General features: G+C 66.3%; 21 protein-coding genes and 2 pseudogenes. 5 read left to right on the top strand and 18 right to left on the bottom strand.

Features of this window, described 5'->3' with window-relative positions:
* Positions 1–176 precede the first annotated feature (176 nt).
* The 4 genes from G4G28_RS26100 to G4G28_RS29145 form a co-directional block, all read right to left on the bottom strand.
* A complete protein-coding gene (locus tag G4G28_RS26100; RefSeq protein WP_229425043.1) occupies positions 177–743 on the bottom strand; it encodes a diguanylate cyclase in 567 nt (188 codons plus the stop codon).
* The gene (locus tag G4G28_RS26105; RefSeq protein ID WP_229507608.1) at positions 677–1,144 is read right to left on the bottom strand and encodes a PAS domain-containing protein; all 468 of its coding nucleotides are present in this window, start codon (positions 1,142–1,144) and stop codon (positions 677–679) included. The genes G4G28_RS26100 and G4G28_RS26105 overlap by 67 nt, the downstream gene beginning before the upstream one ends.
* 199 nt (positions 1,145–1,343) lie before the next feature.
* On the bottom strand, positions 1,344–2,405 hold the full coding sequence (locus G4G28_RS29140) for a penicillin-binding transpeptidase domain-containing protein (RefSeq protein WP_374039797.1): 1,062 nt from the start codon (positions 2,403–2,405) through the stop codon (positions 1,344–1,346).
* Entirely contained in the window at positions 2,402–3,769 is a 1,368-nt protein-coding gene (locus G4G28_RS29145) for a transglycosylase domain-containing protein (protein WP_374039727.1), read from the bottom strand. The genes G4G28_RS29140 and G4G28_RS29145 overlap by 4 nt, the downstream gene beginning before the upstream one ends.
* A gap of 199 nt (positions 3,770–3,968) precedes the next feature.
* Here G4G28_RS29145 and G4G28_RS12650 point away from each other — a divergent pair, with 199 nt between their 5' ends.
* Positions 3,969–4,409, top strand: coding sequence for a MarR family winged helix-turn-helix transcriptional regulator (locus G4G28_RS12650; RefSeq protein ID WP_229507609.1), 441 nt, complete (start codon positions 3,969–3,971; stop codon positions 4,407–4,409).
* A 13-nt stretch (positions 4,410–4,422) separates the two neighbouring features.
* On the opposite strand, the gene G4G28_RS12655 is transcribed toward G4G28_RS12650, so the two are convergent.
* The 4 genes from G4G28_RS12655 to G4G28_RS12665 all read right to left on the bottom strand — a co-directional run bounded on the left by G4G28_RS12655 (position 4,423) and on the right by G4G28_RS12665 (position 8,090).
* Positions 4,423–5,550 (bottom strand): YbdK family carboxylate-amine ligase, encoded by a 1,128-nt coding sequence (locus tag G4G28_RS12655; protein WP_182988527.1) that lies wholly within the window; start codon positions 5,548–5,550, stop codon positions 4,423–4,425.
* A gap of 2 nt (positions 5,551–5,552) precedes the next feature.
* On the bottom strand, positions 5,553–6,050 hold the full coding sequence (locus tag G4G28_RS28320) for a hypothetical protein (RefSeq protein WP_308600515.1): 498 nt from the start codon (positions 6,048–6,050) through the stop codon (positions 5,553–5,555).
* Positions 6,051–6,094: 44 nt separating this feature from the next.
* Positions 6,095–6,736, bottom strand: a complete 642-nt coding sequence (locus G4G28_RS28325) for a cation:proton antiporter (RefSeq protein WP_308600517.1) — start codon at positions 6,734–6,736, stop codon at positions 6,095–6,097.
* Between the two features lie 424 nt (positions 6,737–7,160).
* Entirely contained in the window at positions 7,161–8,090 is a 930-nt protein-coding gene (locus tag G4G28_RS12665; protein ID WP_229508086.1) for a metallophosphoesterase, read from the bottom strand.
* Between the two features lie 480 nt (positions 8,091–8,570).
* Between G4G28_RS12665 and G4G28_RS12670 the strand changes: the two genes are divergently transcribed.
* On the top strand, positions 8,571–9,329 hold the full coding sequence (locus G4G28_RS12670; protein WP_183107408.1) for a ZIP family metal transporter: 759 nt from the start codon (positions 8,571–8,573) through the stop codon (positions 9,327–9,329).
* 20 nt (positions 9,330–9,349) lie between these two features.
* Here G4G28_RS12670 and G4G28_RS12675 read toward each other — a convergent pair whose 3' ends face one another.
* Entirely contained in the window at positions 9,350–9,904 is a 555-nt protein-coding gene (locus G4G28_RS12675) for a hypothetical protein (protein ID WP_182988530.1), read from the bottom strand.
* 173 nt (positions 9,905–10,077) lie between these two features.
* Complete coding sequence (locus G4G28_RS24765) at positions 10,078–10,545, bottom strand: hypothetical protein (RefSeq protein WP_202033842.1); 468 nt, start codon at positions 10,543–10,545, stop codon at positions 10,078–10,080.
* 19 nt (positions 10,546–10,564) lie between these two features.
* On the opposite strand from G4G28_RS24765, the pseudogene G4G28_RS26115 reads away from it, so the two are divergent.
* Together G4G28_RS26115 and G4G28_RS12680 are read left to right on the top strand one after the other, a co-directional pair.
* A pseudogene (locus tag G4G28_RS26115) lies at positions 10,565–10,720 on the top strand (Gfo/Idh/MocA family oxidoreductase); the annotation flags it as partial.
* 108 nt (positions 10,721–10,828) lie between these two features.
* The gene (locus G4G28_RS12680) at positions 10,829–11,740 is read left to right on the top strand and encodes a Gfo/Idh/MocA family oxidoreductase (protein WP_229508087.1); all 912 of its coding nucleotides are present in this window, start codon (positions 10,829–10,831) and stop codon (positions 11,738–11,740) included.
* Here the strand turns inward: G4G28_RS12680 and G4G28_RS12685 are convergent.
* Positions 11,727–12,587, bottom strand: coding sequence for an HNH endonuclease (locus tag G4G28_RS12685; protein ID WP_182988532.1), 861 nt, complete (start codon positions 12,585–12,587; stop codon positions 11,727–11,729). The two genes, G4G28_RS12680 and G4G28_RS12685, sit on opposite strands and share 14 nt — an antisense overlap.
* A 110-nt stretch (positions 12,588–12,697) precedes the next feature.
* Between G4G28_RS12685 and G4G28_RS12690 the strand changes: the two genes are divergently transcribed.
* A complete protein-coding gene (locus tag G4G28_RS12690; RefSeq protein WP_182988533.1) occupies positions 12,698–13,033 on the top strand; it encodes a DUF5710 domain-containing protein in 336 nt (111 codons plus the stop codon).
* A 17-nt stretch (positions 13,034–13,050) separates the two neighbouring features.
* Here the strand turns inward: G4G28_RS12690 and G4G28_RS12695 are convergent, their stop codons facing one another.
* The 7 genes and pseudogenes from G4G28_RS12695 to cyoB all read right to left on the bottom strand — a co-directional run bounded on the left by G4G28_RS12695 (position 13,051) and on the right by cyoB (position 18,820).
* Positions 13,051–13,626, bottom strand: coding sequence for a response regulator transcription factor (locus tag G4G28_RS12695; protein WP_182988534.1), 576 nt, complete (start codon positions 13,624–13,626; stop codon positions 13,051–13,053).
* Positions 13,619–14,960, bottom strand: a pseudogene (locus G4G28_RS12700) (ATP-binding protein). Before G4G28_RS12700 ends, G4G28_RS12695 begins: the two are co-directional and overlap by 8 nt.
* Positions 14,944–15,087, bottom strand: coding sequence for a hypothetical protein (locus tag G4G28_RS29150; RefSeq protein ID WP_374039728.1), 144 nt, complete (start codon positions 15,085–15,087; stop codon positions 14,944–14,946). The pseudogene G4G28_RS12700 and the gene G4G28_RS29150 overlap by 17 nt, the downstream one beginning before the upstream one ends.
* 2 nt (positions 15,088–15,089) lie before the next feature.
* Entirely contained in the window at positions 15,090–15,758 is a 669-nt protein-coding gene (locus G4G28_RS12705; protein WP_229507610.1) for an SURF1 family protein, read from the bottom strand.
* Complete coding sequence (cyoD, locus tag G4G28_RS12710) at positions 15,755–16,180, bottom strand: cytochrome o ubiquinol oxidase subunit IV (protein WP_182988537.1); 426 nt, start codon at positions 16,178–16,180, stop codon at positions 15,755–15,757. Before cyoD ends, G4G28_RS12705 begins: the two co-directional genes overlap by 4 nt.
* Positions 16,177–16,812 (bottom strand): cytochrome o ubiquinol oxidase subunit III, encoded by a 636-nt coding sequence (gene cyoC, locus G4G28_RS12715; RefSeq protein WP_182988538.1) that lies wholly within the window; start codon positions 16,810–16,812, stop codon positions 16,177–16,179. The genes cyoD and cyoC overlap by 4 nt, the downstream gene beginning before the upstream one ends.
* 4 nt (positions 16,813–16,816) lie before the next feature.
* A complete protein-coding gene (cyoB, locus tag G4G28_RS12720; protein WP_182988539.1) occupies positions 16,817–18,820 on the bottom strand; it encodes a cytochrome o ubiquinol oxidase subunit I in 2,004 nt (667 codons plus the stop codon).

Consider the following 18,820-nt stretch of genomic DNA (forward strand, 5'->3'; position numbering starts at 1 on the left):
CGAAACTGACCCGGGTGCTCGCGATTCGAGGGCGTGAACAGCTTTGCGGCGCCTGGCGGTACGACCGCGTGGGCTCGAGCCCACCCTACGCCCCCTGCGATTGGTAGGGTGGGCTCTCGAGCCCACGCGGTCCAGCCATCGCGCATGGCGCACTCACGCTCGGGCACCCATGGCGCTCAGGCGTTTTCCGGATCGCCCTGCGCCACCACCCGATCACGCCCACCGCGCTTGGCCGCATACAGCGCCCGGTCGGCCGCTTCCACCAGGCCGGCGGCGTCCAGTTGTCGCCCGGGCGCGCTGCTCGCCACCCCGATGCTCAGGGTCACCTGCGGATGCAGCGCAGCGGGCGCGTGCGCCATCTTCAAGCCGGCCACGTGCTCGCGCAGGCCGTTCGCCAGCATGCGCGCCTGCTCGAGCGTGGTGTCGGGCAGGATGGCCGCGAACTCCTCGCCGCCGTAGCGCGCCGCCACGTCCGCCGGGCGCTTGAGCATGCTTGAGAACGCCTGGGCGACGGTGACGAGGCAGGCGTCGCCGGCCTGGTGGCCGTAATAGTCGTTGTAGGCCTTGAACGAATCGATATCGAGGAGCAGCAGCGACAGTGCACTGCCGCCACGCTGTGCGCGCCGCAGTTCGCGGTCCAGCGCCAGGTTGAAGTAGCCGCGGTTGTGGATGCCGGTCAGCGCGTCGACATGCGAACGGGCCCGCATCGCCTCGGCATGATCGAGCAGCTGGCGCTCACGCACGTTGACGCCGCTGACGTCGCGGATCTCGACCAGGCAGTAGCTGTCCTTGCCCTGCCTGAAAGGCGTGACCGCGATCGCCTGGTCGATGCGCGCGCCGTCGAAGCTGCCGGCCTCGCGCAGCGGGAACGGCGCGCGGCCCTGCGACGGGGAACGTTCGCGGCCGTGCCGTGCTCGAGCGCGGCCAGCACGGCCTCCTCGACGCGCGAACTGCGCAGCTCGGGGAAGACGTCGAACAGGATGTCGCCCTCCACGCGCGCGGCCGAGCGGCCGGAACGCGCCACCATCCAGCGGTTCCAGTGGACGATGACGGAGCGGGAGTCGAGGACGACGAGGCCGCAGTTGACGAGGTTGAGGGCGGCGGAGGCGAGATCGCCGGTCTGGTCGGGGAAAGCGTTCAGCATGGATGGGCTTGGAGCAGGGATGGGGGATGATACTGCATGCGTGGGGGCATGCCAGGGAGGAGTCCGGGCATTAAATCCCATCGCGCGAGGCAACAATGCGCAAGTTTTCGCGTGGGCACGGGGTGCCCACGCTACGGTTGCGGTGCCACGACGGCGTCCGCCAACATGCTGCCGCATCCGCAGCCGTCACGGTCTTCTATCAATATAGTGGGGTCGGCACCGGCGTCGGTGGCGGGGGCGGCGGCTCGGTCTCCGGCGCCGGCTCGATCACCTCGACGGCCTCGTCCTCCGGCGCAGGTTCGGCCGGCTGGGCCTCGTCGGACGGCACGCCCTCGACCAGGTCGCCCGGCTCGATGAATTCCTCCTCGGGCTCGGACTGCTCGATGCGCGGTGCGGCCGCGGGGCGCCCGCCGGGGAAGATGGCCTCGCGATCGAGCTTGCCCGCGTCAAAGGCGCTCTTGAAGAAATCGCCAACGAGCAGGATGGCATTGTGGCCGCCCTGCCCCCAATAGCTGCTGCGCATCGTCACGCGGTTGTCGTTGAAACCGACCCAGGAGCCGGCCACCAGGTTCGGGTGCATCAGGATGAACCAGCCGTCGGCATTGTTCTGGGTGGTGCCGGTCTTGCCGGCGACATCGCCGTAGATGCCGAAGCGCGAGCGCACGGCGGTGCCGGTGCCGCGGTTGACCACCCCGCGCAGCATGTCGATCAGGGTCGTGCTGGCCGCCTGCGACATCGCCCGCTCGGGCGCGATGTTGGCGAAGTCCGCAACCACCTTGCCGTCGCGGTCGAGGATGCGGCGCACGAACACGGGTTTGCGGTATTCGCCCTGCGCCGCGATGGTGGCATAGCTGCTCACCATTTCCAGCAGGGTCACGGGGCTGGTGCCGAGCGCCAGCGAAGGCACCTGGGCGAGTTTACTCTGGCGAATACCGAGGTTGCGCGCCAGCTTGACGATCGGCGGCAGGCCGACGTCCTGCATCACCTGCGCCGTGATCGTGTTCTTCGAATACACCAGGCCGTCGCGCATCGTCATGCGGCGCCCGCTGGTACCGGACATGTCGGTCGGACGCCAGACGGTGCCGTCCGCGGCGCGGATGTCCATCACGGCATCCACGTAAGGGTGTTCGGGTGCCAGGCCGCTTTCCAGCGCGGCGCCATACACGAAGGGCTTGAAGGTGGAACCGGGCTGGCGCGCGGCCTGGGCCACGTGGTCGAACTGGTCGCGCGCAAAATCGCGGCTTCCCACCCAGGCCTTCACCTCGCCCGTGGTCGGGTCGATGGCGACGAAGCCGGCCTCCAGGCGCGTCTTGGCATCTTTGAGCGTGCGCAGCCGGTCGCGGTCGGCCTTGACGCGCTTGAGCGCGGCCGTCGGCGCCTCGCCGCCCTCCACCGCGCGGCGGTAGGCGCTGCTTTCGCGGATGAAGGCATCATCGGGCTGGATGGATGGGTTTGCCAGTAGTATTCGAAGGGCGTGACGTCCTCGCGCATCGACGTGAAAGTGGAGGTCGAGGTCGACCCCGGCACCCAGGAATGGGCCCACTCGACGTCGGCCACCGCCTGCAGGGCAGCTGCCTGGCGCTCGACCGCGCGCGTGGCGGCGGCCTGCAAATCGGGGTCGAGCGTCGTCTCCACCTTCAGGCCGTCCAGGGCCAGGTCGTAGTCGTTCCCGTCGGCCCACTCCAGCAGCCACTTGCGCACATAGGCCGTGAAGTGGTTGTCGCGCCCGCTGCGCTCGACCTGGCGCTCGAAGTGCAGCTTCATCGGCCGTTTTTTCAGCGCTTCGAAGCGCGCGCTGTTGAAGGCCCCGTGCTTGAACATCTGGCCCAGTACCACGTTGCGGCGCGCCAGCGAGCGCTCGGGATTGGTCACGGGGTTGTAGTAATAGGTGCCCTTCAACATGCCGACCAGGGTCGCCGCCTCGAGCACGTCGAGCTTCGCTGCCGGTTTGTCGAAATAGGTGCGGGCTGCCATCTCGATGCCGCGCGCGTTGTACAGGAAAGGCACCGTGTTCAGGTAGGCTTCCAGGATCTCGGTCTTGCTATAGGTGTTCTCGATCTTGACCGCGGTGATCAGTTCCTTCAGCTTGCGGTTGATGCTGCGCGCGCGCCCGATCTCCTCGGGGAACATGTTGCGCGCCAGCTGCTGGGTGATGGTCGAGCCGCCCTGGGCATCGCCCTTCAGGCTGGCCACCAGGGCCCCGGCGATGCGGGTGAAGTCGACGCCATGGTGGTCGTAGAAGCGGTGGTCCTCGGTGGCGATCAGGGCGCTGACCACGTGCGGCGACACCTGCGAGAGCTTGACGCGCTCCTGCAGGCCCTGCTCGAAGGTGCCGAGCTCCTTGCCGTCGCTCGAGAGGATCACGCTCGGGCGTGCGCTGCTGACCTGCTTGAGGTCGGCGATGCCGGGCGTGAGCGGGATCAGGATCAGGAGGTAGGCCAGCAGGAGGAGCAACAGGCCCGCCATGCTCCCCAGGCCGACCAGCAGCACCTGTTCCCAGCGGGGACGCCCGGCCAGGAAACCGTGGGCCTGGCCGACACCTTGCCGCGCCCGGTTGCTGGCGCTGCCGAACAATTCCTTTGCCTGCTGGCGGATGCCGTTCTCGGTCTTTTCGTCCTGGTCCACTGGTTTCCTTGCTTGCGAATCAATCTCCAGGACGCAGTATAGCCGACGGCGGGTCGCGTCACGGTTGGGCGCCGGCGGACGGAGGGCGCCCGCGGCCGGCGCAGGGGGCCCTGCCGGCGCGCCTGCTTTCGGCTATCATGTCAGGATGTCTTTACGAAATCCTATTGCCGGGGCCGCTGATCTGCCGCCGGCGACGCGCGTGCTGCGCCAGTTCCGCGTCGTCTTCAATTCGGTCAAAACCCATTTTCGCCAGGTCGAACGCGAAGCCGGACTCGGCGGCGCGCAGGTCTGGGCCCTGTCCGTCATCGCCGAAACGCCCGGGATCGGCGTCACCGAACTGGCGCGCGCGCTCGATATCCACCAGTCCACCGCCAGCAACCTGGTGCGCACGCTCGCGACGCGCGGCCTGGTCGCGACCAGCCGCGAGGGCAGCGACCGCCGCGGCGTGGCGCTGCGCGCCCTTCCCGCCGCCGAGGCCCTGCTGGCGCGCGCCCCGGCGCCTTTGCCGGCGTGCTGCCCGACGCCCTCGCCAGCCTCGACCGCGAAACACTCGAGCGCCTGGGAACAGGACCTGGCATGCCTGATCGCGCGCCTGGCCGTCGATGGCGACGGTGCGCAGGTGCCGCTGTCGCAGATTTGAGCGGCGCGCCGGGCTAGCCCGGGTCACCTGCCCGCAGCCGGCCCAGCGCGGCGTCGACGATGCCTTCGACGCTGCCCGCCCCGGCGCGTGCATTGCGCAGGAAATGGGCGTCGCTGCCGGTATGCGTCACCTGGTACAGATGTTCGAGCGCAGCTTCGCTGCCCAGCGCCTGCGCGTGCGGCTGCAGCAGGCGCAGCGTGGTCAGGATGTCCTCGCGCAGCGAGATCGATTCGTGCCGCTGTGGATGGACCAGGGTGCCGTCCAGGCCGAAGCGGCAGGCCTGGAAGCGGTTGTAGTTGTAGACCAGGTAGTCGTCCTCGCAGGGCGCCGGCTCGCTGCCCTCCAGCAGATAACGGCACAGCGCCTGCAGGTAGCAGGCCAGGGCGGCGGCCCGTTCGACCGTCAGCGGCGTGTCGCAGACGCGCAATTCGATGGTGCCGTACTCCGGTTTCGGGCGCAGGTCCCAGTAGAAGTCCTTCATGCTGCGCACGATGCCGGTATGTTCCATGCGCCTGAAATAGTCGCGCTCGAAGGCCTCCCACTCGAGGATGAAGGGCGCCCTGCCCGACAGCGGGAAGGCGAACACGGAATTGAGGCGCGCCGACTGGAACTGGGTGTCGCTCCCCTGCAGGAAGGGTGACGAGGCCGACATTGCGATAAAGTGCGGCACATAGCGGTTCAGGGCGTGCAGCAGGAACAGCGCCTCGTCGCCCGAACCGCAGCCGATGTGCACGTGCTGGCCGAACACGGTGAACTGCTTGGCCAGGTACCCGTACAGGCTCGATACCTCGCGAAAGCGCGGCCTGGCGAAAATCTTGCGCTGGGACCACTGCTGGAAAGGGTGGGTGCCACCGCCGCAGACGCCCACATTCAGGCGGTCGCCCGCGCGCAGCAGGGTGTCGCGGATCTGGCGCAGCTCGCCCAGCAATTCGCCATGGTGGGTGTGCACGCTCGAGTTAATCTCGATCATGCTCTCGGTGATCTCCGGCGTCACATTCCCGGGGAACGGCGCGCGCCCCAGCAGTTCGAGCATATCGGGCGAAGCCGGTACCAGGTCGAAGTCCGACAGGCTGACGAGCTGCAGTTCCAGTTCGACGCCCATGGTCAGCGACTGCGATTGGCTGAATGGGGGTAGCGCCATGATCAAGCCTCCTTGGCAATACGGTGTTCATTCGCCCAGACCACGGCGCGCTGGGTCAGCACCGGTCCAAGCACGTCGAGCAGCAGCATGACCACCGCCAGCGGCGCCAGGCTGTCGAACAGGTCGACGCCGATCCAGCGCGTCTGCTCCATCAACAGGATCGCGAATACCGCCATCGGCGTGAGCGCCATGCCCGACAGCGCCCCTTTCCGTGCCGTGATGCCGGACACGCGGGCGAAGGCCGTGCATACGCCGATCTTGACGACCGCCCGCACCAGCACCAGCAGCAGGCCCAGGGCCAGGCCGCCGCCGAGGTGCTCGAGCTCGACCCTGGTGGCGACAAAGAAGAACATCAGCACGGCCAGCAGATCGCCGAGCACGCCGAAGTTGCGTTGCGCGGGACTGAGCGCGATGCGCCGGTGGCGCGCCACCAGGCCGAAGGTCAGCGCCGCCAGCACCGGCGAGAACTGCAGCACGTGGGTGACGGCCACCAGCAGCACGACCGCCAGCGCAAAGGCCAGCGTGGCGCCTTCGGCGGCCCCGATCAGGCGCAGCCATAGCGGGACCAGGCGCCGAACAGCGCGCCGAGTCCGCTCGACACGGCCAGCACCAGCAGGCTCCTGGCGGCGGCGTGGGCCAGGTCGCCCGAGGTCTGGAACAGACCGATGCCGACGACGACGTTAAAGGTGAAGACCGCCATCACGCAGTTCAGCGCCGTCAGGTGCAGGGCACGCTCGGTGACCTGGCCGGCGGCACCCTGTTCGTTGAGCACGCGCAGCAGGCCAGCGGGCGAACTCGACATCGCAAGCGCGGCCGTCAGCGCGGCCGGCAGCCGCTCCATGCCGCACTGCCCCGCGACCAGGAACACGGCGGCGAAAGTACAGGCTGCCTCGAGCACCGAGGTGACGACGATCCAGGGGTTGTTGCGCAGCCAGCGCAGGTTGATGCGGTAGCCCAGTTCGAACAGGATCAGGCCGAAGCCCAGGTTCGCCAGCAGCATGAAGTTCCTGGACTCGGACGGCGGCAGGTAGCCGGCGGCCAGGTTACCGAAGACGAAGCCCGCCAGGCCATACACGGCGATGCGCGGCAGCGCGGTCCAGCGGTAGATCAGTTCGCCAGCCATCCAGGCCAGCGTCATGGCCAGTGGCCAGGCAAGTTGCAATCCAAGATCGGCATAGTCAGGCATGGGCTCTCCTTGACGCGCGGAAGCGGGAGCATCTGGACGGGGCCGGGCCGGCTCGCGTCGACGATGGCGACGGGCGTGCGCCGCCGGCCGGGTACGATGCTCAGGATGTGCGCCACCGGGCGGTGGGCCTCCCGCAAAAAACCGCCCCCGGTGGCCCGGGGGCATCGAAAAAGAAGCGCACGCAGCCTGTGCACACGCCTCCTCGCTGATCGACAGCAGCGCCGTAGCGGCGACCCTGTGACTCAGCCATATTGCCTGACTTTTAGTTCGATAGCAACTACATTTGTCCGAATGTATGGACGCTAGCGCACCTGGCTGATCGCGCAAACGGAGTTGCGACCCTCCACCCGGCAGCTGTTACGCTCGCGCCCGTCACGGTCCCATACCTTCACCAGCCAGGCCTCGGTCCCGGTGCGTTCCATCGTCATGTAGCCGAAGCCGTCGATCCAGAACTCATGTGGGCGACGACCGCGCCCGGGGCCGGCGACTGGCCCGGTGGCGGCATCGCCGGCAGCGGCACGATGTCTTCCGCCGTCCCCGAAAAGCCCGACACGAACTGGGTCGGATGGCGGCTGGCGAAGCTGACCTGCTCCCACAGGTGCACGTGGCCCGACAGCAGCATCTGCACCGACTCCGGCAGATAGCCCGGCTCGACGTCGCCGAACGCGTCCAGCAAGCCCCGGTCGCCGCCGAACAGCGTGACCGCGCCGCTCTTCGGGTCGCGGTTGGCACCGAAGGCGAACAGGGGATGGTGGTCGACCGCGATGTTGTAGCGCGCGGCGCCGGCCAGCTGCGCCACCTTGCGGGCGGTGTCGGCATAGCGGGCGCGGCGCGGGTCGGATGGCGGCAAGCCCTTGTAGCTGGTGTTCGCGCTGTCGAACACGATCAGCTGGGCGCCGGCGCCAAGGGGCACCGCATACGGGTCGCTGTGGTCGCCGAGGGCATCGTTGGCCGGCAGGTCGCAGTCGCGTCCGGTCTCGAAGGGACGGGGGTCGAGGTAGCGCCACCAGCCCTGCCCGGCGCGGGCACAGCTTTCGTGGTTGCCGCGCGCGAGCACCCAGGGCGCGGCGGCGAGGAGCTTGCCCGCCGGGGTAAAGAAGTCGGCGGCCCAGGCGTCGAAACCGTAGCCGTAGGGGCTGCCGGCGCAGCCCGCCCGGCCGGCGGGGCACGGGTCTTCGCGGTAGTGGTAGTCGCCCACGTGGACCACCAGGTCGGGCTCGAAAGCGGCTGCACTGGCCGCCACGCGCGCGAACGGATAAGCCCTCGGGTCGTTGCAATCCTGGGCCTCGCGCCCTTTCAGGCGGCAGCCGGTGTCGCCAATGACGACGATGCGTTCTGGTGCCGCTTTTGGCACCGGCAAGGCCTTTGCCGAAGACGGACGCGGTGGCGGCGCCAGCCGCGATGGGCGCTTCGCAGGTCAGCACGGCCTTCGTCGCCGGCGCGTGGGGCTGGCCAGGGCGAACCGGAATGCCCGCATGCGGCACGCGCACACGCATCGGCAGCAGGTGGCCGTCCACGCTCAGCGGCGGACAGGCGGGCGCATCGAGGATGACGCGCGCGGTGGCGGCGCCGTGCGGGCCGATGACGACAAAGGCTGCCGCCTCTTGCCTGGGGTCGGGGGCAGGCTGGCGCAGGCGGCCAGCGCCGGGTCGGCAACAGGCAGGCGGCTCGCCGTGGCAGGAAGGATGGCATTCGGGACCTCCGGCAAAAAAGTGCAAATGTATCACGGCAATATCGTGGGCGAGCGATGCCGCCGGTGGCCGCAGCCGGGCGCGGCCGCCGTCAAGCTTGCGTTAGCATATTGGCAAAAGGAGTACGGAGAAAAGGACGCACAATGGAGATTGCGCCGTGGCTGCAGGCGGGTTTTTGGGGCACCGTTGCCGGTGCGGCGCTGCTGCTGGGCGCCGCGGCCGGCTACTGGTTCCGGGTGCCGCCGCGCCTGGTCGCCGCCATCATGGCGTTCGGCAGCGGCGTGCTGATTTCGGCGCTCTCGTTCGAACTGATGGACGAGGCCTTCCGCACCGGCGGCTTCGGCGCGACCGCGCTGGGTTTCCTGGCCGGCGCCCGGGTCTACACCCTGGCCAACTGGTGGCTGGCGCACGGCGGCGCCAGACACCGAAAACGTTCATGCAAGCAGCCGAGCGAAGCCGAGCACGGCGGCAGCGGGGTGGCGATCGCGGTCGGCGCCCTGCTCGACGGGATTCCCGAGTCGATCGTGATCGGCCTGTCGATGCTTGGCGGCGGCAAGGTCAGCCTGGTCGCGGTGTCGGCCATTTTCCTGTCGAACGTGCCCGAGGGCTTGTCGAGCGCGGCCGGCATGAAGAAGGCGGGCCGCCCAGCCCTGTACATCTTCGGCATCTGGGGCGGCATCGCCCTTGCCTCGGGCCTGGCGGCGCTGGCCGGGTTCACCCTGTTCGAAGGCGTCGCCCCCGCCACGGTGGCCGCGACCACGGCGGTAGCGGCCGGCGCCATCCTTGCCATGCTGGTCGACACCATGATTCCGGAAGCGTTCGAGGAAGCACACGACTTTGCCGGGCTCATCACGGTGGCCGGCTTCCTCGCAGCCTTCGCACTGAGCAAGCTGGGCGGGTGAACGGACGACTGCGCCCCTGGCTACCTTGCCGCCGTCGCCGGACGTATCGCAGCACGGATCTTGCGCCCCAGCTCCGCGTCGTCGATCGGCGGGTACATCTCGATTTTCCCGACGTTGTTGGCGATGATGCCGGCGACCAGTGCGCCGCCAATCACGGTGCCCACGATGTTCGGCCCCGCTCCCGGCGCCAGCGCGACCTGGTCGGCACGCTGCTGCACCACCTTGTCGAGGCTGTCGACCACGTGCGCTTCCTGCTCGAAGATATAGAAGAAGCGCGGCGGCTTCGCGCCGTTTTTCGGGACGTAGATCCCGCCCATCTGTAACCGTGGTTTTGGCTGGACCATGGCATTGGTCATCCAGATCGTCCGGTCTTTTCCGAAGTAATAGACGCCCTCGGCATCCTCCCTGGCGGCGACGTACACGCCGGGCAGCGCGCCCTCTTCGCAGCGGACATTCAAGCCCCGATAGGACACCGTCGAGATCTTCTCCTGCAAGGCGATCTCTTCGTGGCGATCGGAGACCGCGAAGTCTTCCGGGCGCGTACTTGCACAGCCTGCAATGACGAGCGACAGCATGGCGGCACCGACTAGTTTGACTGGATTCATTGGACTTTCTTTTTCCTTAATTGAAGACACCGGTGGGCGCACCGGAGCGTACAAGCTTCCCTGTCCGAACGGCCGCTTGCCGGCAAGCTTGCCGCAGGGTGAAGAAACCGAGGTGGGCAGAGTAGCAACTATTGCACCGCCTGTCACCCGGCAGCGCGCCGCCCTGCGACATGGTCGCCCAACCAGCTAACCTGCCAGACCGCGCAACATAAGTGGTCTTGCCAATTCCGCTTCTCGGCGATACCATGGACTTCGGCAAAGCCAGCGCTGAGCAGCCGGCAGGAGAGCTTGCGACCGATATCCGGCGGGCGCCCATCCACCATAAAAGACACGGAGACAAATCGATGAACGACGAAAACGGCCGCCTCGCGGGCCGCCGCAGCATATTGAAAGCGGCCGGCGCGACCGGCCTGTTGCTGGCAAGCGGCGGCGCTGCGCACGCCGCCCTCTCGAGCGCGCGCAAGCGCTATGCCGTAGTCGGCGTCGGCTCGCGCGCACGCATGTTCACGAATGCGATGACGGGCCCATTTCGCGACACGAGCGAAATCGTCGCCGTCTGCGACACCAACAAGGGCCGCCTGGCGCGCGCCGTCAAAACGATTTCGGGACACGAAGGCCAGCGCGCCGGCCGCCTACCTCGCCGCCGACTTCGACCGCATGCTGCGCGAAACGAAGCCGGAATTCGTGATCGTCACCACGCCCGACGCGCGCCACGACGACTACATCGTGCGCGCGCTCGACGCCGGCTGCGACGTCATCACCGAAAAGCCGATGGCGACGACCGCCGAGAAGACCCAGCGCATCCTCGATGCCGTCAAGCGCAGCGGCCGCCACATCCGCGTCACTTTCAACTACCGCTATTCGCCGCCGCGCAGCCAGGTGAAGGACATCCTGATGTCAGGCGAGATCGGCGACATCATCTCCGTCGACTTCACCTGGCTGCTCAACACCGTGCACGGCGCCGACTACTTCCGCCGCTGGCACAGCAACAAGGCCAATTCGGGCGGACTGATGGTGCACAAGTCCACCCACCACTTCGACCTGGTCAACTGGTGGCTGGGCGCCCAGCCGGAGACCGTGCATGCCTTCGGCTCGCGCCAGTTCTACACGCCCGAGACGGCGCGCCGCATGGGCCTGGCGAGCCACCACGAGCGCTGCCTGACCTGCCCGGAAAAGCAGAAGTGCAGCTTCTATTTCGACCTGGCGGCCGACCCGGGCCTGAAGTCGCTTTACCTCGACAACGAGCAGTACGATGGCTACTTCCGCGACCAGTGCGTGTGGCGTCCGGAAATCAACATCGAGGACACCATGAACGTGATGGTCCGCTACGACAATGGCACGCACCTGAATTATGCGCTGCAGGCCTATGATGCCTGGGAGGGCTACCACGTCGCCTTCAACGGCACCAAGGGCCGCCTGGAACACCGCATCGTCGAGTCCGGCGGCGCGGCGGGCGCGGCCAAGGTGCAGAGCGGCAGCGAGAACGTCTCGATCCGGGTGATCCCAATTCGCGGCCAGGCCCGCGACATCACGCCTTGGACCGGGGTGGGCAGCCACGGCGGCGGCGACAACGTCATGCTCACCGAGATCTTCGGCAACTCCCCTCCGGACAAGTACAGGCGCGCCTCCGACGAGCGCGCCGGCGCCTGGTCGGCGCTGGTCGGGATCGCGACGAACAAGTGCTTCGAGACGGGGCAGACGGTGCGTGTGGCCGACCTGGTCACGGGCTTGACGCCGCCGGACCGCGCGCCGATGCCGACGCGCGCGACCCCGGTGCCGATGCCGATCCGGATCAAGATTCCTTGAACAGTCGGGTGGCCGCGCGCGCTTCGAAGCGTGCATAGTGCCCACGCATGTAGCCGTCGAACCTGGCCGCGTGCTGGCCAAGGTGCGATGCGTCAAGCAGTGCTCCGTTGGTCACGCCGAGCTTTGCGGCCTGCTCGCGCACGTCGGGGTGCAGCTGCACAGTGTAGGTGTAGTTCGGGCCAGGCTTGAAACCGAGCAGGCAGCGATCAAACAACTTGTCGACGTGGCTGGCAAGCAGCAGGCCATTTGCCCCGTCGAGACGCTCATCGTCGCTGTCGCAGTCGCTCCATGGTTTGATGTGAGAAGCCACCAGAAGCTCGGGAATCGTCGTTTTGGTCAGGGCGCACGTTTCTCCCTGTTGCCAAGCCCTGATGACACGCGACCTGAATTTGCCTTGGCCAATGCGCGCCGCAACGAGCACCTCGCGCGTAGTCGGGCCAGACGGAGCCTCGAGCGCAAGCAGGTCGCCCAGCAAACCGGCCGGAGGCAGTTCGGTCACTTCGACCTCGGAGGTCCCGTCGTAGGCAGGGTTTGGCGGGCTGTTTGCCCATTCGGCTACGGCCCTGAGTCGCTTCTTGCCGGGTCTGAGCGTGATCGTGGATGTCCCCCAGGGATAGTCAACGCCCGCCAATGCCGGATTCAGTTCTTTTGTATAGCGGAGTACGATGTCCGTCCGGCCAGCGCCTGCTGTCACTCGAACCACCTCGACGTAGTACTTGACCGGATCATGCCCTTCCCACCTTTCCCACGTCGTCATCAGGTCTCCGGCTTCGGGCAAGTCGGCGTCATCGATCGTGACTGTTTCGACCGAATGCATCCAAGCAATGCTGAGCGAGTATTTCGCCATTCAACTCTCCTTTCGATACGGCAGCCGGGAACGGACGGCGTGCGCCGCAGGCTTTACAATAGCAGCAGGCCCGGCAAGCGGGCATACGGATGACGCCACACAAGGTAAAAATGATAGTTCTTAAAGTTCCATACGCCGAAAAGGACGAAGCCAAAGCACTGGGCGCGCGCTGGAATCCCACGCGCAAATGCTGGTACATCCCCGATGGCAAGGACGCCGCCCCATTCGCAAAGTGGGTCACGGCAGGTGCCGAGGCGGCGGCCGGGCCGGCCTCGCCATCCTCGCGCGATGCGTTCGGGGCCAAGCCGGTCGTCGGATCGAAATACGTCGAACTGGCCCATGCCTGCAACCCCTTCGAGGAATGCCCGGAGTGCAAACCGCGCCTGATCGAGAGCGGCTGGCTGGAAGCGCACCAGGCGGTGCGCAGGCTGCTGGCCGGGCTTTGAGCCCGAGCGGGCGCTCCCTACTTGACCCGCTGCTTCTCCAGCTTCCTCGCCAGCGTGCGCCGGTGCAGCCCCAGGCGGCGCGCCGCCTCCGAGATATTGAAGTCCGTCTCCGCCAGCACCGCGTGGATGCGCTCCCACTCCAGCGTCTTGATCGAGGTCGAGCGGTTCGTCAGCTCGATGTCGGTCGTGCCGGCCACGTGGCCGAAGGCGGCCTCGATATCGTCGGTGTTCGAGGGTTTCGCCAGGTACTGGCAGGCGCCGAGCTTGATCGCCTCGACCGCGGTGCCGATGCTGGCGAATCCGGTCAGCACGACAATCAGCATGGTCGGGTCGTGCGCATGCAGCAGCTGTACGCAGGACAAGCCGGATGAATTGCCCTTGAGCTTGAGGTCGACCACGGCGTAGCCGGGGTCGTGTTCCTTCAGGATCTCGGCCGCCTCGTCATGGCCAGGGGCGTGCAGCACGCGGTAGCCGCGCCGCTCGAAGGAGCGGCCGAGCGTACGGGCAAAGGCTTCGTCGTCCTCGACGATGAGGAGCAAAGGCGTAGCGGCATCGATACCAGTCTCGACGCTGTTGTCCACGATCTCAGACATGCTCGCCCTCCCCCTGCAAGGCGATCGCAGCCAGCGGAATGCTGAGCACAAGCTGCGCCCCGCCCTCGTCGCGGTTGCGCGCCGTGACACCGCCGCCCGGGTGCGGGCGACGTTCACCACCAGAACAGGCCGACCCCGGCGCCGGCCCGGCTCTTGGTCGACTGGTAGGGTTTGCCGAACTGGGTCAGCATGGCGGGCGCAAAGCCCGGGCCGCGGTCCGTCACCACCAGGGTCAGGATGCCGTCCTCCACCGCCGCTTCCAGCCCCACCCAGTGCGGCGAAGCCTCCAGCGCGTTGTCGAGCAGGTTGTCGATGGTCTGCTTCAGGGCCGAATCGAAAGCGACCGGGACATCGTCGACGATGCGGTTGTCGTAGGCGAAGACGGCGGGCTTGCGGCTGTCTTCCCACTCCTCGGCCAGGCCGTCGAGGAAGGTCTGGATGGTGGTGCGCACGGCCGACTCGCCACGGGCGCTGCCGGCCGACAGCAGGATGCCGCTGACGATGGCCTTGCAGCGCGCCAGCTGGGTCTGCATCTCGCCGATTTCTTCCTTCAAATCCGGATTGTCGCGGAAGGCCGGCATGCGCTTCCAGTCGCCCAGGATGACCGACAGGGTGGCCAGGGGCGTACCGAGTTCGTGGGCGGCGCCGGAAGCGAGCAGGCCCATGCGAACGATATGGTCTTCCTCGGCGGCGCGCTGGCGCAGGTCGGCCAGTTGCGCAGCCTTGGCGCGCAGGGTGCCGCTGATGCGCGAAACGAAGATCACCAGCAGCGCGGCGTTCAGGGCGAAGCAGATCAGCATGCCCTGCACGTACAGGCTGGCGATGCCGCGCGCATGGTCGAAGGGCAAGGCCAGCGGCTGGGCATATACGGCCAGCAGACCCAGGCAGACCAGGGTGACCCCGACGATGGTCCAGGTCGACCAGGCTTCCAGCAGGACGGCCGAGATGATGATCTGCAGCAGGAAGAGGAAGGCGAAGGGGTTGGTAGTGCCACCGGACAGGTAGAGCTGCACCGTGAGCGTGGCCACGTCCACCAGCAGTGCCATGAACAGCTCGGCGTTGGCGACCGGACGGCGCTCGTGCCAGCGCAGGTGGCTGGCAATGTTGAAGGCGATCAGGCAGGCCAGTACCTGCAGCATGTGCACCAGCGGCAGGTTGATGTCGAAAACCAGGATGGCGGCGGCGATCGTCGTGATCTGGCCGATGACCGCGATCCAGCGCAGCTCGATGAGCTGCAGCATGTTCTTGTGCCCGGCGGCGTATTCGACGTTCGCCTCGGCGGCCGAGGCACTCGAGGGAGCGATTCTTGTTAGTAGATCAAGCTTTACTGCCATTGTTCCTTGCCTTCGCGGCTTCCTTGTGCGCGGAGCGCGCGACCAACCACCACGCCCCGGCCACCATCAAAGCCAGAGCATACCAAGTGATGGCATACACGAGGTGATTGTTTTGAAAGGAAATCACGGTCAGCCCGCCGACCGGCTGCCCGGCGCGCCCGCCGGATCCTGGCCGCGGGCGGCGTCGACAAAGTACGGCGCCAGCGCCGCCGGTGGCAGTCCGCGCGCGGCGCCGATCGCGGCGACGTCGCGCGAGAACCAGCGGTTCTTCACGGGGTCGTTTTCGCGCAGGAAGCCGCCGCCCGGCTCGCTGATGCGCAGCAGGGCGGTGAACGTGTGCATCCCTTGCTCCCTGTTGCAGGGATTGCCCGCGGCACGCCGTGCCGGGTAGCGCGCGCCGATGTTGGGGACGATGGGAATGAAGCCGCGGTTGACGAGGACGATCGTCCCGTCAGCCGTGCACAGCGGCGTGAGCAGCCAGAAGCCCGCGCCCAGGTCGGATACGGCCTGGACGGGCGTCGTGTATTCGTAGAGGAAGTGTCCGACGAGACGTACATGCCGGTATTCGTCGGATTCCTTGCCGACCTGCCCCCAGCGAGCCCGAGGCGGTGGCGCGGCGGGATCGGCCTTGACGCGCGATTCCACCCGTTCGATCAGGGCCAGTTTCCATTGCAGGCGCATTACCTGCCAGGTTCCCAGCCCTGCGAACAGCACGATCAGGAGCAGCCCGAGGATCGCGATGATCGCCCGGCCAGATGCTGGCCGGGCAGCTGCCGCCTGACCGTGCGGCGACATCATTTCATGTCGTGCATGCCATGGCCGGTGACGCTTGCGGCGTCGCCCATGCCGGGCATCATGTTGGCGTTCATGTGGTACATGACCCAGATCGACCCCGAGAGCACGATGCCCAGCAGGACCAGGGTCAGGATCAGCGCCATCATGTTCCAGCCGCCTTCCGACTTCGAGTTCATGTGCAGGAAGTACACCATGTGCACGACCAGCTGGACAGCGGCAAAGCCCATGATGACGAACTTCGTCATCGCCGGGTCGAGCACGTTGTTCATGACCAGCCAGAACGGAATCGCGGTCAGGATCACGGCCAGCACGAAGCCGATCGTGTAGTCCTTCAGGCTGTAGTGCACGCCCGGCTCGTCGCCATGGGTATGGCCGTGCAGGGCGTCGTGGGCGCCGTGGGCGTGGTGATTGTGATGTTCGCTCATGGCAGCGTTCCCATCAGGTAGACAAAGGTGAAGACGAAGATCCAGACGACGTCCAGGAAGTGCCAGAACAGCGACAGGCAGGACAGGCGGCGGAAGTTTTCCGGGGTCAAGCCGTGCTTGCCCAGCTGGACCATCAGCGTGACCAGCCAGACGATACCGAACAGCACGTGCAGGCCGTGGGTGCCGACCAGCGAGAAGAAGGCGGTCAGGAAGCCGCTGCGCGACGGGCCGGCGCCTTCATGGATCAGTTCGACGAACTCATAGATTTCCAGGCCCAGGAAGCAGGCGCCGAGCAGGCCGGTGATGGCCAGCCATACCTGGGCACGCTTCAAGTTCTTCGCCTGCGCCGCGATCATCGCGAAGCCGAAGGTGATCGACGACACCAGCAGGAAGGCCGTGTTGACGCCGACGATCTTCAGGTTGAACAGCTCGGCGCCCGACGGGCCGCCCGCATAGTTGCGGCCCAGGACTGCATAGGTCGCGAACAGGCTGGCGAAGATGAGGCAGTCGCTCATCAGGTAAATCCAGAAACCCAGCATCGTGCCGTGTTCCGGGTGGTGCTCGCGCACGTGGAATTCGCGCGCGGCGGCGCCGCCAGCGGCGCCGTTCAAGGTTGCATTGACGTTAGACATGGTGTTAGACATGGGCTTCCAGCAGTTTCGTACGTGCATTCTCGGTACGGGTCACTTCGTCCGCCGGAATGTAGTAGTCACGCTTGTAGTTGAAGGTATGGACGATGGTCGCGACGATCGTTGCCACGAAGGCCAGGCCCGTCAGCAGCCACATGTGCCAGATGATCGCGAAACCCACCACCGCCGACAGCGCCGAAATCACGAAGCCGGCCCAGGTGTTCTTCGGCATGTGGATCGCGACATAGTCGTTCAGCGGACGCTTCCAGCCGTTCTTCTTCATGTCGGCGAAGGTGTCGTTGTCGTGCACCATCGGCGTGAAGGCGAAGTTGTAGTCAGGCGGTGGCGACGAGGTCGACCATTCCAGCGTACGGCCATCCCATGGGTCGCCCGTCACGTCCGCATTGATCTTGCGATCGCGCCAGCTGACGAAGATCTGCATCAAGAGCGCCGCGATACCACCAGCAATCATCAGGGTACCGATGAACGAGATCACGAACAGCCATTGCAGCTCGGGGTCTTCGAAGTGGCTCGAACGACGGGTAACGCCCATGAAGCCGAGGATATAGCCCGGGGTAAAGGCAACCCAGAAGCCGATCGACCACAGCCAGAACGAGACCACGCCCCAGAAGCGGTTCAGCTTGAAGCCGAACATTTTCGGGAACCAGTAGTTGAAGCCCGCGAACAGGCCGAACAGCACGCCGCCGATGATCACGTTGTGGAAGTGCGAGGTCAGGAACAGCGAGTTGTGCAGCACGAAGTCGGCCGCCGGCACCGCCAGCATCACGCCGGTCATGCCGCCGATAACAAACGTCAGCATGAACGACACGGTCCACATCATCGGCAGCTCGAAGCGGATACGGCCGCGGTACATCGTGAAGAGCCAGTTGAAGATCTTCGCGCCCGTCGGGATCGAGATGATCATCGTCGTGATGCCGAAGAACGAGTTCACGCTCGCACCCGAACCCATGGTGAAGAAGTGGTGCAGCCACACGAGGTAGGACAGGACCATGATGACGCAGGTCGCGTACACCATCGAGGTGTAGCCGAACAGGCGCTTGCTCGAGAAGGTCGAGACGACTTCCGAGAAGATACCGAAGGCCGGCAGGATCAGGATGTAGACCTCGGGGTGGCCCCAGATCCAGATCAGGTTCACGTACATCATGGCATTGCCGCCACGGTCGTTCGTGAAGAAGGCGGTATCGAACAGGCGGTCCATGCCCAGCATGGCCAGCGTCGCGGTCAGGATCGGGAACGAGACGACGATCAGGATGTTGGTGCACAGCGAAGTCCAGGTGAAGACTGGCATCTTCATCAGGTCCATGCCCGGCGCGCGCATCTTGACGATGGTGACAATGAGATTAACCCCCGATAACAGCGTACCGACACCCGCAATTTGCAGAGACCATATGTAATAGTCGACGCCGACACCCGGACTGGCCAGGATGCCCGACAGCGGCGGGAAGGCCAGCCAGCCGGTACGTGCGAATTCACCGACGAAGAGCGAGGCCATGACCAGCACGGCGCCCATGGTCGTCATCCAGAACGAGAAGTTGTTCAGGAACGGGAAGGCCACGTCGCGCGCGCCGATCTGCAGCGGCACGACATAGTTCATCAGGCCCGTCACGAAGGGCATCGCCACGAAGAAGATCATGATCACGCCGTGGGCGGTGAAGACCTGGTCGTAGTGGTGCGGCGGCAGGAAGCCGGCATTCTCGCCGAAGGAGATGGCCTGCTGGGCGCGCATCATGAGCGCATCGGCAAAGCCGCGCAGGAACATCACCAGGCCCAGCACCATGTACATGATGCCGATTTTCTTGTGGTCGATGCTGGTGAACCAGTCGTGCCACAGGGTGCCCCACAGGCGGAAGTAGGAGATCAGCGCGATCAGCGCCGCACCGCCCACCAGCACGCCTGCGAAGGTAGCGATCAGGATCGGCTCATGGAAGGGAATCGCATCCCAGGTGAGCCGTCCGAAGATTAGCTTCGTCAAGTCAAAAGAGTCTTGCAT

It is taken from the genome of Massilia sp. Dwa41.01b, from assembly GCF_014171775.1.
GTDB lineage: Bacteria > Pseudomonadota > Gammaproteobacteria > Burkholderiales > Burkholderiaceae_D > Telluria.

What these genes read in the sequence shown, in the direction of transcription:
- cyoD (WP_182988537.1), bottom strand. Translation starts at nt 16,180, where the DNA reads ATGAGCGAACATCACAATCACCACGCCCACGGCGCCCACGACGCCCTG.
- G4G28_RS26105 (WP_229507608.1), bottom strand. Translation starts at nt 1,144, where the DNA reads ATGCTGAACGCTTTCCCCGACCAGACCGGCGATCTCGCCTCCGCCGCC.
- G4G28_RS12690 (WP_182988533.1), top strand. Translation starts at nt 12,698, where the DNA reads ATGATAGTTCTTAAAGTTCCATACGCCGAAAAGGACGAAGCCAAAGCA.
- G4G28_RS12695 (WP_182988534.1), bottom strand. Translation starts at nt 13,626, where the DNA reads ATGTCTGAGATCGTGGACAACAGCGTCGAGACTGGTATCGATGCCGCT.
- G4G28_RS12705 (WP_229507610.1), bottom strand. Translation starts at nt 15,758, where the DNA reads ATGATGTCGCCGCACGGTCAGGCGGCAGCTGCCCGGCCAGCATCTGGC.
- G4G28_RS12680 (WP_229508087.1), top strand. Translation starts at nt 10,829, where the DNA reads ATGTCAGGCGAGATCGGCGACATCATCTCCGTCGACTTCACCTGGCTG.
- cyoC (WP_182988538.1), bottom strand. Translation starts at nt 16,812, where the DNA reads ATGTCTAACGTCAATGCAACCTTGAACGGCGCCGCTGGCGGCGCCGCC.
- G4G28_RS12655 (WP_182988527.1), bottom strand. Translation starts at nt 5,550, where the DNA reads ATGGCGCTACCCCCATTCAGCCAATCGCAGTCGCTGACCATGGGCGTC.
- cyoB (WP_182988539.1), bottom strand. Translation starts at nt 18,820, where the DNA reads ATGCAAGACTCTTTTGACTTGACGAAGCTAATCTTCGGACGGCTCACC.
- G4G28_RS12685 (WP_182988532.1), bottom strand. Translation starts at nt 12,587, where the DNA reads ATGGCGAAATACTCGCTCAGCATTGCTTGGATGCATTCGGTCGAAACA.
- G4G28_RS12670 (WP_183107408.1), top strand. Translation starts at nt 8,571, where the DNA reads ATGGAGATTGCGCCGTGGCTGCAGGCGGGTTTTTGGGGCACCGTTGCC.
- G4G28_RS28325 (WP_308600517.1), bottom strand. Translation starts at nt 6,736, where the DNA reads ATGCCTGACTATGCCGATCTTGGATTGCAACTTGCCTGGCCACTGGCC.
- G4G28_RS12675 (WP_182988530.1), bottom strand. Translation starts at nt 9,904, where the DNA reads ATGCTGTCGCTCGTCATTGCAGGCTGTGCAAGTACGCGCCCGGAAGAC.